Origin of the sequence: Peribacillus asahii (assembly GCF_004006295.1) — a bacterium.
Lineage (GTDB): Bacteria > Bacillota > Bacilli > Bacillales > DSM-1321 > Peribacillus > Peribacillus asahii_A.
On sequence record NZ_CP026095.1, the window covers coordinates 2,300,563 to 2,316,413 of the forward strand.

Consider the following 15,851-nt stretch of genomic DNA (forward strand, 5'->3'; position numbering starts at 1 on the left):
TAAGACTTTGAACATAATCGATATAAGAAGTATAGCCCATGCAGCTGTTCTTGATTACGTTTATCCAAATGCTGTTGGCATCTCGCTACAATCTTTTTTGCTTCTTCAATTTTCCATCTACTAAGCTCCTAATAGTGTTTTTTAGTTCGACAACATCATTAGAGTAAACAGCTTTTTAAGTAAGCTTTATTAACAAAATTTTAATATACTGATACGAATCAAAATAACGATAATTATTGGCTTCATTTCTCGATGAACTACAGTACCCTTTCTTTTCCCAATACCGTAAAGTAGAAGAAGAAATTTTTACTTTGTTGGACATCTCTCCGATAGCGGAAGATCAACTTCATACAATTTAGACAACTATTCTTGATTTCTATTTCTAATCTCCTTTTGAACCTTTCGCAGTGCCTTTTTCGAACCTCTCTCCAAATCATGCTGCAGCTTTCTGTCTTGATAACTGGTAAATAAGGTGTTTATATCATACCCTTCAGGATATAATTGAGTTGCTTTAATGTCCAATTCAATCCGCTTAATATTTACTTCCAATACTTCACCTTTATAGAACAGTTTAATGTTATTAAATTTATCTCTTGGCTCAAAGACGATTGCATAATCATCCTGGCTGATTAATTTTACCCGGTCACCTATTTCATAATGATATGCCTCTAATGGCTGATTCACTTCATGCACTGGTTTTTTTATTTTGTTTTCTTTTATTGCTTCCAGGTTATAATTTTTATTTTCTATATACAATTGAGCCCGCTTCAAAACATTTTCACGGATATTCATCCTGCTTGAAATCCAAAGTGCATTACTCTCTCCTGATTTCCCTATTAATAACTTATACATCGGCTTCAACTCGACACTATTAAATAACATGGCCGCATTCATAAAGTCATCGTGCATTTCAGAATACCGTTTAATTTCCCCATAATGAGTTGTTGCAATTGTAATACATCCCATATGATAAAACTCTTCCAAAATGGCGATTGCTAAAGCAGCACCTTCATTCGGCTCCGTTCCACTTCCAATTTCATCGAATAAAAGCAGAGTATTATTAGTAGCAGTACTCATGATCTCTGAAATATTCTTCATATGAGAAGAAAAAGTACTTAGGGCATTCTCTATGCTTTGATTATCTCCAATATCAACAAACACGTAATCAAAGATGGCAATTTCAGTTCCTTGTTTTGCCATAATATGAAACCCTGACATGACAGCTAAAGTTAAAATTCCAATGGTCTTTAATACGACGGTTTTCCCACCCGCATTAGGACCTGTAATGACTAAGCTTCTATAATCTTCACCGATTTCAAAATCCAATGGGACAATGCTGCCTTCTAATAATGGGTGTTTACTATTAATTAATTTTATATATCCATAATTATTGATCTTCGGTTCAATAGCATCGGTACTTTTACTGTACTTGGCTTTCGCAAAAATCATGTCGTACTGACTGATGCATTCAATATTAATACCTATTTCATGAAGCGATTCATGAATCGCTCCGGTTAACGTTGCTAATATTTGATATTCCTCAACTGATTCTTCCGATTTCAAACTCACTAATTCCACATTAAGCTTCGAGACAGCCTCAGGTTCAATGAATACTGTAGATCCTTTAGAGGATGTTTCAATAATCGTTCCGGCTACATGATTCTTAAAGGATGCTTTAATTGGAATCGTAAAACGATCATCTTTCTTACTGATATAAGATTCTTGGATATATTCTTTGTTGGCTCTACTTTTCAAAAACTTATTCAAACGTTCTTCGATTTTCTCTTCTGTTTTAGCTATCTGATTCCTAATTCGTTTTAACTCTTTACTAGCTCCTGAATCAACTCGATTTCCTCTAATTGCAGATAAGATATCCTCTTCAATATCTCGAAATTCAGTCATAGAAAGTGCATAGGCGTAAAGTACAGGCGCAAAAAATTCCTTATCCGCCATAAACTTTTTGATTTTTCTACAGCCTCTTAAAAAATCAGAAATAGCAAGTAATTCTGCTGGTGTTAATACCATGCCTTTTTCTAATTTTTCAATATGGCTTGTTATATTGGAAATGCCGGTTAATGGCAAGTGCTTTTCAGCGTCCAATAACTTTCGGGCCTCACTCGTTTCATTTAAACGATTACGAACGACTTTTATATTCGAGCTTGGCTGTAATCTTTCTATTAACTCTTTACCTAAACTGCTGACGCAATGGTTTTTAACTTTATTTTTTAATTCGTAGTATTGTAATTTTTCAAAGGTCATATTATTCATTTTATCTTCCTCATTCCAAATAAAATAAGCCCGCTAAAGCCTTCCCTGCCTTCCAATTTAGACAACCAAACTGGACAGAAAGCTTCCGCGGGCATAACCTTGTCACAAAACAAGGTCATATCTCGAACAGGCATGAATAAATAAGACCTAAATAAATTAAGCATGACAGGATAGAATCCAGCCTCAAAGCTTAATGTCTTACATTCTACGCTAAACGAATATATTGAAATGGAAGCAGTCTGATAGCAGGTATTCAAAAATGTTAAAGTAACATGTTTGAAAAAAGGCATTCTTAATAAACTGGCATTGACCAGAAAATAAACACCTTATTCAACTAATAACAATTAGTTGATACCTACTACCGACATACTTCACCACACCTTTTTGTAATATGAGATTAATGTAGCATGGAAAAACAGTTTCGTCAAACAGCATGGAGAATTAAATGATAAGCCTGAACCCTGTTGGAGGCAGCGCTAGGAAACCGCATTTACAACGTTAAAGAAATCCAAATATAAAAATGCCTAATTTCTCAGTGTTGTAAGTGAGAAATTAGGCTTTAGTTAGTTCATAAAAGCGCCCGATTGTTGAATAACATGACTGGCGTTTTTTAAACAACTTTATTATCTCTGTACAGAAGCAGTGGATTGACCGTTTTAAAGGTGTGGCTACAAAATATCTCGACAACTATCTTACGTGGTTCTTGTTCGTAGACAGTCGAAGCAATGAAAGCATGAAACACAATAGTAAAGAATTCTTACTTACATCATTCGTATTTGAAATGACGGATACTTATGATAGTTTACGATTATCGGAATTTCAAACAGTTTAATCGAAATAGTTAATTTTAATTTATCTTTGCACCAGAACCACACAATACCCTCCTATCAATTCAATCCTTTTATAATCATCCTGAATGTTTTTTTCTTGTTTAAAGGCTGCTATCCGTTGGAGATAGTGGTCTTTAAAATTTAGCATCTTGATTCATAACGACCATTTTCTAATCATTAATATTTCTAATTATAAGTATCACTAATCTATATTTCACTTAATGATTGAACTAATATAAAGTAAAACAACAGAGAAATACTGTGATAAATACAAGGAGATGTAGAAGTTATGTCGCAACATTTATTTAAAGCAATCATTCTTGCATTTGCCTCTGCCATTCAAGGAGCGGCTATGTCTATTTTCTTATTTCCTCATTACATTCCATCCGGTGGTGCTGCCGGAATAGGTGTGTTATTAAATTACATGTGGGCTGTGCCGTATGCAACGAGCATTTGGTTATTAAATGCGGTGATGGTAATTGCAGCTGTCAAGTGGCTTGGAAAAAGCAACGCGGTGTGGACGATGTTTTGTGTCGGCGTAGCTGCCTTCACTATCCATTCACTTTCTCCATACATTCATCATCCGGTTGGAAATGTATGGATCGATTTAGTAATTGGAGCCCTTTTATTCGGTTTTAGTGTGGGAATTTTATTTAAAATGGGGGCTTCTTCAGGAGGAATGGATATTTTAGCTCTTATTATATCATCTTTTATAAAGCGACCTCCCGGAAGCATATTATTTTGGATTAATAGTTTGATATTACTTGTTGCCGGTGTCGTGATCGATTGGAAAGTGATCATGTATGCCCTGGTTTGCCAATGGTTTGGAACAAGGCTGATTGATATCATCGGAAAGGGAACCGTTTCTATACCTGTACTAAGGAAATAAGGTTCTGGTGCAAAAACTTCAAGATAATTGTAAGTAATCTCTAAATCTTGGACATACTGATACTATTACTTTCAAAACGCATACCCTGTAGGATAGTCAATGGTGTAGCCCTGGAATAAAGTTTGATTAAATTAACTTAATAAACCTTGATGAAAGAGCAAATAGAAAAGCGTGTTTTGAAAAAAATTGATCAAAACACGCTTTTTCTATACTCAATTGAATCATCCTTTTATAAAAAAGCTTGATAATTTTGTGATCCTTATGTTATTAAAGCGCCCGATTGTTGAATAGAATGACTCACATTTTTTAAACAACTTTATTATGTTTTAAACGACTTTTTTGTCACTTAACGAGAAAGTAACCTCTATTAATCTTATCATATGAAGGTAGTGAGTTTTAAGGTTAGATGTGCAAAATATTTATATATGGTCAGATTAGATAGAGTGTTGCAAAAAGGTTGCTCTAGACCCACCCATATTTCACTTGTTATGATAATTTTGCACTTGATTGAGGGCAGAATTACTATTGGAAGAGATAAAATATAATAATCTTAAATTAGGAGAGCGTGGAGCAATCATTAGTATAATTGCTTGCATCTGTCTTTCCGTTTTAAAATTAGCTATTGGGTACATAAGTGACTCTGCTGCATTAAAAGCAGATGGTCTAAATAATACAACTGATATCATTGCATCTATTGCTGTACTTATTGGACTAAAGCTTTCACAAAGACCACCTGATAAGGATCATGGGTATGGCCATTGGAAAAGTGAGACTATTGCATCAATGATTGCTTCATTTATTATGATAGCAGTGGGTATACAAGTATTGCTTGATGCTGTTACTTCAATGATTCAAGGTGGGAAAGAGTCACCCGACATAATAGCAGCTTATGTGGATGTTTTTTCTGCATTAGTCATGTATTTTGTCTATCGCTACAATAAAAAGCTAGCTATTAAAATTAATAGCAAATCAGTTATGGCAGCTGCAAAAGATAACATTTCAGATGCTTGGGTAAGTATAGGAACTGCAGTAGGTATTTTCGGTTCACAATTACATATGCCCTGGCTTGATACAGTAACAGCTATTATTGTAGGTTTATTAATATGTAAAACAGCTTGGGATATTTTTAAACAAGCTTCTCATGAACTTTCGGATGGGTTTGATCCAGAGAAAATAGAACTGTATAAAAATGTAGTATTAAAAGTAGATGGAGTTAAAGGACTAAAAGAGATTAAAGGGAGAAACTATGGGAATAACGAAGTAATAGATGTTGAAATTCTGGTTAATTCTACCCTAGATATTAAAGAAGCTCACGAGATAGCAACCCATATTGAAAAAGTCATGATAAATGATTATGGGGTATACGATGTTCATGTACATGTAGAGCCGAATTAATCAAAAAAACTTTTAGCAGATATAGAGTATAAATAGATACATTATTTTAAGTAAAATAAAAAAAGCCAAATTCCTAAAGATGTTATCAAGACCTAAATAAAAAAAAGATATATAAATTAAAGGACATTACATATTTTATATGACTAATATGTAATGTCCTTTCTTATTTATTGGGGGTAGTACCAGCGAAGCTGTCACCACTCGCAATAAGGAAATGCCAAGATTACTTAAAACATACATACCCCCTATCCTGTTTTAGATGGGGGGTAAATAAAGTTATTAAATTTTTTAATAAGGATGCCTTAGCAATAAAGTCGTTTAAAAATCTAAGTTGTATTAAACAATCGCGCCCTTTAATGGAATAACTTTATTATCACTTAACAGATTCTTAATCTACAAGAAAAACCGAAATTCCTTCTTTATAGAGATAGGAAATTCCGGTTCATCTTTTTTATAAACGGTTAAACTTTTTTCAAAACGGTGCGACTTTTTTATAAACAGTTCAACTTTATTTCAAAGCCACACAGGTTTCCCATACGGCAACCTGCCTTCTCTCTTACTTCTCGTTTTTCTTTAATACGTCAACAACAGTTTCCTCACTGATATTTCCAGAAGCATCTGAGGCCGTCACAGTTAAGATATTCTTGTGTTTTTGCTTTGGCACAGATACCTTAAACTTACCGTTAGTATCTGCTGTAGCTGTACCTAGCTCCACCTTGCCCATCATTACCTTAACACTTGCACCGGCTTCTGTTGTTCCTGTGATAATCGTATCATTATGAATGACAGGATTGACCTGTGGTGCATCTGGTGCGGTTACATCCACAACTTCTAACTGAGCAACGAGTGCATCATGATCACTAGCGCGTCCATGTTCTTTCATATACGGAGAGTTAAAGTTCACGATATCAAGCTTAGCTGCTTTAGCTAAATTATTGGATACTAAAATATGATCCAACACTTGTGCATTTCCTTGATAGTTGTATGTGTATCTCTCGGAAGCAGGTAAAGTTTCAACTAAGTTAGTTAAGTCATCCCCTTTGAGTGCCGCTAGAGGAGCAGAAAACTCAAAATCGTTTAAGTCACCTAATACCACTATATTTGCGTCCCCATTCTTTTCTTTTATGTCAGAGACAAAGTTATTAACGATCTTCGCAATTTGCACACGCTGCGCTTCACTTTCAAGGTGCGGTGGTTGATTTTTTCCAAATAAAGGATCTTCTCCCCCTTTTGAGTTGAAGTGATTGTTAATGACAATGACTTCTTCTCCTTGGAAATTAAACTCGGCTGCAAGCGGCTTACGGCTGCTGTTGAATGCAACATTTGTTGGGTCAATGCGGCCAGGGTTTAGTGTAAGATAACCATTTTCGTAAGCGACAGCTGTTGTTGCCTCTCCCTTTGGTGCCTTGTTCAGAGTTACACGCTCAGGATTGTATAGATATCCTACACGAATATTTCCTCCCGGTAATCCACCGTCTTTCCCGTCAACTGGAGCGATGTCTGTCCAAGCATAGGCTGGTCCGCCAAAGTCTTTGATTGCATCACTTAATGCCTTATAGTTTGCATCAGCTTTGACAACACCGTCATTCGTTTCTCCACTTTCGTCAAGCACCTCAATCAGACCGATAATATCTGGAGATCCTAAGTTCTCGATCATTGATTTTGCCAGCTTATCTCGTTTGGCAGTGTCTGTTGCTACAAAGTTTTCGATATTGTAGCCTGCGATGGTTAGTTTGTCTTCTTCTTTTTGAATAGTCGTTATTTCATTCGTTCTTGGACGTTCTATTATGTTAGGTAAATCAGTTGCTTTTGTAAGAATCTTAAAGTTACTAAACGAATAACTGACCACTCCTGTGACGGTTCCGTCAAAAGTATCTCCCGCTTTCGTTACAAAGCTGCGGTCATCAAGCTGAAGAAGCATTTTCTCGGGATTTTGATTTTCATGTGTTAAAAGAGGAGTTCCTTCTTTTGTATATTCTTTTCCGTCCATTTTACCTGTAATGACAGGTACTTCTCCATATTTCTGTGGTCCTGTCACAATCGGATTTTCAATGGAAACAAGCATCCCTTCAAGGCTTTCATAAAAATCAATGCCATCCTCTGCCGGGTCAAATGTGCCAAATTGATCGTTGTCGATGACAGAAGCTGGCGGCATTACATCCTTACCAATTACGATTGGAGCCGGAAGTTTATTTCCACTAGAAACCTTTGTAATCTTGCCTGATTGGGCATTAATTTCTGTCATGGCTAAATCGGTTTGCAGTTTCTCTTCATATCCATCTAGTACCCACTCTTTTACAAGTCCCGAAACGGTTACGCTATCCCCCACTGCAACACCGTGAGAAGGCTTGTAGACGAGAAGGCCTTCTGATGTATTAGAGTTGTTATCTGGGTTAGGATCCTGCATGTAAAAATTGCTGCCGTCTACTACATAGGTTACTATCCCAGGTACATCTACTACATTTTTATCTTTATATGGTGAAGTATGAGATTGACCTTGAATGTCCCGAATTTTTAAACCTGTTTCGCCATTTCCAGGTTCATCTGGAGGTGGTGTTGTGCCATCAAACGAAATGGCCGTTGGAGATTTTAGGCCAGGTACTGAAAAATAAGTTTCAAGTGAACCCGTAACAAAAACCTTTTTACCTACGATTGATGGATTCGTTAATAATCCAAAGGTTGGGCGGAAACTAGCAGGGATTTGAACAGGTAATATTTTGGTTGCGTCTTTTTCCGTAGGGCTATCAGCGATGGCGAAGTTTGTATCATCTTTAAATGGAGCCTCAAAATCATATGTAGCTTTTCCACCACCGCCACTTGTTGTATAACCTACAATATACCCTGCCACAGTAGCTGTCCCCGAATTATTCGCGATTGCCTGTGAAACCGTAATAGTTTCAGCCGCTTGTGCCCGATAAGGGAGAATCATGCTAATCAACATGACAAACATCGTCGTTATAGCAAATAGCTGTTTTCTAAGCCTCTCCAAGTGTTTTCCTCCTTTAAATCCCTCTATTAAGTAGTACTTCCAAATATTATTCCAAATCTATAAATATATCCCCCTTTCTCTTGGAAGGAAGTACCAGAGGTATGCTACTACTTTATCATTTTTTCTAGTTATTCCCATTGATTTAACTAAAATTTAACCTTCGCAATACAAACGTTTACAATTTTTGATTGACTCCATCTTAATGGATTAGACTCTATTAGGACGTTTTGGCTTTACATAGAAAACTTCATTGTTGAAATACAACTGATCTGAATGTGATTATAGTATTCGCTATATGTTGCTAGTTTTAACAATTCGTAAAATAGGTATTATACGAACAATTGAAAAGTGTATTATAAATCCCCTTTTACTCAGAAGGGTTCGTTAAATTGGGATTTAACGCGAAAAAGTAAAATCAAGAAAATGCCCTCTTTTGTACAGATGTTAAATGACGATTGACACAAATCTTTAGACTTTTGAACTGGTTACTTGAAAAAGAAAAGAGCGTTTCCTGTGTTCCAGAAACGGATTCTGGTGCAAAGATGATTTCAAAAAACATAGGACATGAATTTCCTGCTAACTTACGGATTATGATGCGATGCCAAATAGTTTATTAATGAATTCTTTTCTATTTTGGGCAGACTTCACCCCTTGGTGAACCTGCCCTTTTTTCATCATGTACATGGCCTCGATGCTACGTACTATTGAAGTAGCAGTTTCATACGTTTTAAATCCCAACATGGAGCGTACTCTTTTCTTAATGAAACGATGATCTTGTTCTACGATATTATTGAGATATTTCACTTGTCTCATTTGGATGCCTTCAGGCATCTTTTGCTCGTCTTTTAATTGTTGAATGGCTACAGGATACGCTAGATTCTTATCGACAGTTATGACACGAGGCTTAGAAACATGAAAAGACCGCAAAGCTTTCTTGAAGAAGTACTTTTCAGCCTTTTGGTCTCTTGTTTTGCTTAGGTAAAAGTCAATGGTGTTTCCTTCGGAATCTACTGCACGATACAGATACATCCATTGACCTTTGACTTTGATATACGTTTCGTTCACTCTCCATGAATCATTTGTACGTATCTGACGGTAAGAAGAATAATATCGGGTTGATAATGTTTCCACTTGAATAAATTTTGCTTTTCCACACTGATCTCGCACCTTTTTTAGATTAGTAGTATCAGTATGTCCAAGATTTAAAGGTTAATTGCAAGTGTTTTGAAGTTTTTGCACCAGAACCTATTTTTAAGTATAGTGAAGTATCTTATATCAAAAATTAAACAACTATATTTTAACCCCGTCCTAAAGTTAGAACGGGGTTATGCTTGTTTTAGGTTTTAAAATTAAATAACTTTATTGTCACTTTACAATGGGAGTTCTTTTGATACCTTACTGGAATCAATGACTTCTTATTACAATTATTTAAAATAAGTTTATTTGTTCATTATGTGTTTTGATTTGTAAGTCATTTATAATATCCTTGTCACTATACATAACGATGTGAAATGGAATTGGTGGAGTTTGAAGTGCACCATATTCTCGCCCCATCTTCCATTCTCCTACTGTGTCTACTAGTATATTTAAAAATATCTCTAAATTTTTTTCATCATTTTCAAATATCAAGTTGAAATTTTCGATAAATAGAACATATTGTTCAGCATCTAACCATTCTAAATCATTGAGACATTCATCGAAAGCATCCCAATTATCACCAAAATAATCGGGGAATTTTAATTTTTTTGCAAATTCTTTAAAGAAACTTTTTTTATTACGACATTTTTGTCCGTCAATCATAGCTACAAATTTTTTTGAGTTATTTTCGAAGTTTTCACAAGTAGATTCATATAATTTTTTAAAAATATATGAGTTATAACTCAAATGAAAAAATGGTTTTTCTAATTTATTGAAACTATTTATTTCCATACTGCATCCCCTATTAAATAATTTAAGCAAGTATTAATTCATTGTTCTAAAAGTTTTATAATGATTATTTGTATAATAAGCCTTTCCATTTTCCCCTATTACAATTCTTTCTGCCCCTCTATTTTCCCCTTTTTTCTTAGGGAAAATATCATATTCTTTATACTTTGTATTTGTTGGTAATAGCTCATTGCTATTTTTATACACACCGCCGCCTTTGTATCCCTGTTTAGGATGACCGTTCTTTTTTACATATTTAAGAGTATTTGTTGCCTCTTTCGGAATAACAAAGCTAGTTTTAATTTTTCTTACGACTTTTTTTCCTGATTGCCAAACTTTTTTTCCTTTTTTCACGACCCATTTGCCAGCAGTTTCCCCGAATGTTAGTAAAAATCCATATTTTCTTTCGCCATTATAATCAACATATTTTAGTGGATTATTGGATGTATATCCATATCCATTTTGTGTACTTGGATCATCATTATCCCCAGAATCGGGATCCAATGCTAAGAACGCACCATTTGCTGGATTATAGTAACGAGCTTGTAAGTAATAGTTCTTTGTTTCTTCATCAAAATAGTATCCTGCATACCGAATTGGGTTAGCTTGAGCTACTTTGCCGACTTCTGTTAAAACATTTCCATAGGCATCATACGTATAGGAACCTACTTCTTTACCGTCATTATCTCGAATCGATACAACATCACCACGCTGATTTGTCCAATAGTGATACACTTGTTCCTTCCAGTTATTACTTTCATCTTTTTCACGAATGACCATACCTAGAGGAGTGTATTTTTCCCATTGATAGTTTCGATATTGCTCGATAGAATCGTTAATCCGTATGATTTCTAAAGATAATTGATCGCCATCGTAGTAGTACTCATGTGTTTGGGAACCAACGATTTTCTTTGTACGCAATCCAGTTTCATCATATTCATAACGAGCCACTTCATTACCTTGTAGATCAGTGACTCTTGTTTGATATCCAAAGGCATTATACTCATACTTAAAATGTTCATCCTGAAGTAAATTTCCGTCCGTATCATATTGATAAGCGATGTCATTTTTAGTAGCAATTTGATTCGCTTCGTTAAACGTGAAAACGTCGGTTTTATCCCCGCGAATGCTTGTTTTACGATTTCCAGCATCATCGTATTCATATTGATTAATTGTACCATCTGGTAATTCTTCTCGAATCAATTGGCTATTTTCGTCATACGTAAAACCTGTAATGCTTTGTCCGATTTTTTCTTCTTTAATGTTCCCTGAACCATCATACGTATAATCGGGTTCTGGTGCAAAAACTTGAAGAAAATATAAAAAGCGAAATATTCCCAGTTACCCCTGGTCTTATGCAACTAGTCCAAACAGTTGATGGATGAATTCTTTTTGATTTTGGACAGACTTCTCCCTTTGAAAAGTCTGTCCTTTTTTGATCATGTGCATAGCCTCTAGCCCTGCAATCATTCGTTTGGCAGTCCGTAAGGACTTTAATCCAAGCATCGGGCGAATTCGTTTTTTAATAAAGCGATGATCCTGTTCCACGATATTGTTGAGATATTTAACTTGCCTTAGTTGGATGCCTTCAGGCATCTGTTTTTCTTCTTTTACCTCTTGAATAGCGATGGGATAAGCTGGGTTCTTGTCTACTGTTATCACACGAGGCTTAGAAACGTGCGAAAAAGCCAAGGCTTTCTTAAAAAAGCGCTTGGCTGCTTGTTTATTTCTTGCTTTACTTAGATGAAAATCAATGGTATTCCCTTCTGAATCAACAGCACGATACAGATACATCCATTGACCTTTGACTTTCACATAGGTTTCATCTACTCTCCAGGAGTCATTGGTTGACTTAAGATGGCGCCGTACTCTTTCATCTAATTCAGGCCCATATTAGTGTACCCAACGCATAATCGTTGTGTGAGCCATGGATAAGCCTCGTTCCTTCATCATTTCCACCAAATCACGAAAACTGAGGCTGTACCGTAGGTACCATCTAACCGTTAATAAAATAATGTCAGGCTGATAATGCTTCCATTTGAATTCTACTGGTTTTTTCATACCGATACACGTCCTTTTTAGTTTAGTAGTATCAGTATGTCCAAGATTTAGAGATTAGTTTCAAGTTAGCTGAATTTTTTGCACCAGAACCATTTTCTGGACACAGGGTAAAGCAAGTTGGTAAGCTGTAGGTTTGAACAAAATTATGCTGTTTGTAAAAAGACGTAATATTTTAAATGAAATTGCGATATTTTTCTTTTTTAATTAAACCTGTTTATAAAAACATTTCCCCTAAAGGTCCAAAAAAGAATAAGAGAGCTAAAACAACTACTGCTACCGCCATAATGGTAATAATGGTGCCTTTTTTCACTATAATTCCCTCCTTATTTTGGATAGGTATTTATTTCATTTCAGTACGCATGAAATTCCAGACTCCAGCTAAACTAAACAAGAGAAAACCACCTATTACTGCTAGGTACAAATCTTGGGTTGTCTGTGTAAATCCAAGCTGATTTTCTGGTGTCATAGCATAAGCAGGCTGCGACCAAGGATAATATCTTCCATACTTTGAACCTGTCACAAAGATATTCGGAATTATAAAAGCAAAGTTCAAGGCAATTGGAAGAGAAAAGTTTTGCCATTGTATCGCCAGCCAGGTTTGAAGGGCTATAAGAGGCAGAATGGACAACCATCCATTTAGAAACAGGCCTAAAAATTCGAAATACGGAAATGTTCCTGTCACCCCCATCACTTTCCCTAATATAAGGAAATACAAAAACATCATAACATTTGTCATTCCCACCAACAGCCAACCCCATATCATCTTTGACAGATAAAAGTATACTTTTGGAATAGGATAGGACAAAAGTTGCTTCCACCCCCCATTTGCATGTTCAAAACGACAGAGTATTGCCAGATACACACTTGAAAGTAGCGGACAAAGAACAGTTCCATACAAAAACTCGACTTGGGTCCACGCCCCCGTCCATCCTACCATTCCATTCTCTACAAAAACATGGATATGAGTAACATAGTTGGCCACTCCAACGACAGTAAGAAACAGAGGTGTTATCAGAATAATCAGTCAAATTTGGATATAGTTCCTAAGCTTCAACCAATCATTCCATAATACATCTTTAAACATACTCTTCCTCCTAATCTATTTCTCTACTGGAAAAATGTATCGATCCAATGATAGTGAAAAATAAGCCCATGCCAACGCTAATCCAAACCCATTCCCACTGGTAATCAGGGGAATTAACTATACTAGAAAAATCAGTAATGATATTTTCACTTGAAAATGTTACTTGGTATGGCAGGACCCACGGAAGATATTGTGTAACCCCCGGCAGCTGAATCAAAAATAGCCCCAAGGCTATTCCTACTCCTCCCATCATCATCGGTATCGCCTGATTATTTAATACCATGGACATCCATAGCTGCAGCCCAATAAGAGCAAAAGAAGTCAGATATGGAAACATTGTAAAATAAAAGATTCTGGAGGCATTAAATGTAGCGCTCCCTCCGAATAAAAATCCAGAAAGGTACATAGCAACTATTAAAAATAAGCCCGAAAGTAGCACACCAAGGCATATCCACATGTAGCGCGTCCAATAGTATTGGGTCTTGGATATTGGCATAGAAAAGATAAGTTTCCACGATCTTGCCTGGTGCTCTAGATTAGCAATATATGAGCATAAAATTGTAACGGAAAGGTGGATAATAAAATAGTTGCCGTAAAATGTAATCATCCATATGGTACCCCAAATGTTATAACTTCTACCTTCTGAGACCTCCTGCTGTATATCACCAGCATTCAGCAAAAGCAGTAAAGTTACCCCTCCAACTAATACAGCAGGGAAAAATAGGACAAGTCCCCAAAACCATGAGCGTTTTATTTTAACTAAATCGGACGATAATATCGGTCCCATTATAAGCTCTGTCCTTTCCCTGTAAGATCTAAGAAGATATCTTCAAGCGACTTTTTCATACCTTCCAAGCGGGAGACTGTAAATCCAGCCTCTACTAGTACCTTGTTGGCTTCCCCGGCTATAGATGATGAAGATTCTTGAATATACACAGTTCCTTCATCCTCTTCAAAATTTGCCTCAATGCCTTTATGGTTAAGAGAACTAGCTGCTTCCAAAGGCTTATCGACTTTTATTTTTATTTTAGGTTCACTTTCTTTCCTTAGAACCTCAATAGAATCTTGAAAAAGCATCTTCCCGTATTGAATAATACCCACCTGAGTTGCCATCAACTCTATTTCACTAAGTAAATGGCTTGAAACTAAAACGGTCATTCCAAACTTTGCAGGCATTTCTTTAATAAGTTCACGTATTTCATGAATACCAGCAGGGTCAAGACCGTTGGTTGGTTCATCTAGAATTAAAAGCTGTGGGCGATTCAACAAAGCGGTTGCAATACCCAACCTTTGTTTCATTCCTAAGGAATAATTCTTAACCTTTTTGTCCTTGGCACCTTCTAGCTGGACAATTTTGAGTACCTCCTTTACTCTATCTGCATTATCTATTCGTAGTAGTCGCCTGGCAGCTTCCAAATTTTCATAGCCGCTAAGATGACCGTAGTAGGTCGGTGTTTCAACAAGAGATCCAACTTTCCCTAAAATTGACAAACGATCCTTCTTTAGATCCTGATCAAATATCTTCACATCACCTTTAGTGGGACGAATAAGACCAAGCAACATTCGAATAGTCGTAGTTTTCCCTGCCCCGTTCGGACCTAAAAAACCGTAAATCTCACCTTGACTGACTTTCATGTGTAAAGAATCTACAACTATATTTTTTTTGTAGGTCTTTGTTAGATTATTTGTATTGATAATTAGTGAGTTCATTTTGTATCTCCCTTCACTATCTAATTAAGGACTAATTACCGTCTAAGGAGTCACTAGTGCACCACCTAAAGAGGCAAGACAAGCTGTAATATCCTGTATGGCTTTTTCAATCCGTCGAATAGAATTTATATCAATTGAAAGCTGATCTTTTTGCCCGTTTATACGGTCCATTATTTCTGCTCTTTCTTTTGAATTAAAATAATTTTTTAATAATCCTGTCTCTTTCAGCAAATATAAAAGAACAACTTTCTGTTCATCAGGATCTCCATTATAGATGAGCTGAGAATGAATCAGTTTAACAACTTGTTCTCTCGGTGATTTTTCGTAGAGGTAGAAAAGGGACTTTTAACCCTAAGGTGATTGCCCCTTTTTTTTGCAGTTCTTGAAGAATAGAGTTATGTATCTTTCCTCGTAACCGGGTTTTAAAATGAAAATACTTAATCCAAGCTTTTAATTTTCTCATTCTAAATGATTTGACAAGAACAAGGATAACTTGGTCCAAATAATTAACTCCAGTTATATCAGAATCAACAACCACAACTTTTCCCTTTGTATCCAACTCTATTTTCCTTTTTAAAAGTAGGTCAATAAATATAGATCCAATGCTATATGTTTCTGTGTATGAACGATATTTCAAACGGAGATGATTCGCCCCTAATAGAACCATTTCTTCTGGCAAAGAAAGCCGATGTTCCATAA

12 protein-coding genes and 3 pseudogenes are annotated in these 15,851 nt (G+C 35.9%); 3 read left to right on the top strand and 12 right to left on the bottom strand.

Annotated features, from left to right (window positions below):
• Window positions 1-175 precede the first annotated feature (175 nt).
• Complete coding sequence (locus BAOM_RS25500; protein WP_127760337.1) at window positions 176-322, bottom strand: MerR family transcriptional regulator; 147 nt, start codon at window positions 320-322, stop codon at window positions 176-178.
• A gap of 41 nt (window positions 323-363) precedes the next feature.
• A complete protein-coding gene (locus BAOM_RS11125; RefSeq protein ID WP_127760338.1) occupies window positions 364-2,268 on the bottom strand; it encodes an endonuclease MutS2 in 1,905 nt (634 codons plus the stop codon).
• A 628-nt stretch (window positions 2,269-2,896) separates the two neighbouring features.
• Here BAOM_RS11125 and BAOM_RS11130 point away from each other — a divergent pair.
• The 3 genes and pseudogenes from BAOM_RS11130 to BAOM_RS11140 all read left to right on the top strand — a co-directional run.
• Window positions 2,897-3,100 (top strand): annotated as a pseudogene (locus BAOM_RS11130) (IS1595 family transposase); the annotation flags it as partial.
• Between the two features lie 287 nt (window positions 3,101-3,387).
• A complete protein-coding gene (locus BAOM_RS11135; RefSeq protein WP_127760339.1) occupies window positions 3,388-3,987 on the top strand; it encodes a YitT family protein in 600 nt (199 codons plus the stop codon).
• A 525-nt stretch (window positions 3,988-4,512) separates the two neighbouring features.
• Window positions 4,513-5,382, top strand: a complete 870-nt coding sequence (locus BAOM_RS11140; protein ID WP_127760340.1) for a cation diffusion facilitator family transporter — start codon at window positions 4,513-4,515, stop codon at window positions 5,380-5,382.
• A 556-nt stretch (window positions 5,383-5,938) separates the two neighbouring features.
• Here the strand turns inward: BAOM_RS11140 and BAOM_RS11145 are convergent.
• The 10 genes and pseudogenes from BAOM_RS11145 to BAOM_RS11185 all read right to left on the bottom strand — a co-directional run bounded on the left by BAOM_RS11145 (window position 5,939) and on the right by BAOM_RS11185 (window position 15,849).
• Complete coding sequence (locus tag BAOM_RS11145; RefSeq protein ID WP_435873569.1) at window positions 5,939-8,332, bottom strand: DUF6359 domain-containing protein; 2,394 nt, start codon at window positions 8,330-8,332, stop codon at window positions 5,939-5,941.
• Window positions 8,333-8,959: 627 nt separating this feature from the next.
• Window positions 8,960-9,525 (bottom strand): annotated as a pseudogene (locus BAOM_RS11150) (IS6 family transposase).
• Between the two features lie 274 nt (window positions 9,526-9,799).
• Window positions 9,800-10,300, bottom strand: a complete 501-nt coding sequence (locus tag BAOM_RS11155) for a barstar family protein (protein ID WP_127760341.1) — start codon at window positions 10,298-10,300, stop codon at window positions 9,800-9,802.
• Window positions 10,301-10,333: 33 nt separating this feature from the next.
• Complete coding sequence (locus tag BAOM_RS11160; protein ID WP_127760342.1) at window positions 10,334-11,500, bottom strand: RHS repeat-associated core domain-containing protein; 1,167 nt, start codon at window positions 11,498-11,500, stop codon at window positions 10,334-10,336.
• A 150-nt stretch (window positions 11,501-11,650) separates the two neighbouring features.
• Window positions 11,651-12,358 (bottom strand): annotated as a pseudogene (locus BAOM_RS11165) (IS6 family transposase).
• A 340-nt stretch (window positions 12,359-12,698) separates the two neighbouring features.
• Window positions 12,699-13,382 (bottom strand): ABC transporter permease, encoded by a 684-nt coding sequence (locus BAOM_RS11170; RefSeq protein WP_127760343.1) that lies wholly within the window; start codon window positions 13,380-13,382, stop codon window positions 12,699-12,701.
• 70 nt (window positions 13,383-13,452) lie between these two features.
• Entirely contained in the window at window positions 13,453-14,229 is a 777-nt protein-coding gene (locus BAOM_RS11175) for an ABC transporter permease (protein WP_127760344.1), read from the bottom strand.
• Window positions 14,229-15,152 carry an ABC transporter ATP-binding protein gene (locus tag BAOM_RS11180; RefSeq protein ID WP_127760345.1) on the bottom strand — a complete coding sequence of 308 codons (924 nt, stop codon included), beginning with the start codon at window positions 15,150-15,152 and terminating at the stop codon, window positions 14,229-14,231. The genes BAOM_RS11175 and BAOM_RS11180 overlap by 1 nt, the downstream gene beginning before the upstream one ends.
• A 42-nt stretch (window positions 15,153-15,194) precedes the next feature.
• Window positions 15,195-15,323 carry a hypothetical protein gene (locus tag BAOM_RS25000; RefSeq protein ID WP_257467684.1) on the bottom strand — a complete coding sequence of 43 codons (129 nt, stop codon included), beginning with the start codon at window positions 15,321-15,323 and terminating at the stop codon, window positions 15,195-15,197.
• A gap of 124 nt (window positions 15,324-15,447) precedes the next feature.
• Window positions 15,448-15,849: a GPP34 family phosphoprotein gene (locus tag BAOM_RS11185; RefSeq protein WP_127760346.1), complete on the bottom strand. Its 402-nt coding sequence runs from the start codon at window positions 15,847-15,849 to the stop codon at window positions 15,448-15,450.
• Window positions 15,850-15,851 lie beyond the last annotated feature (2 nt).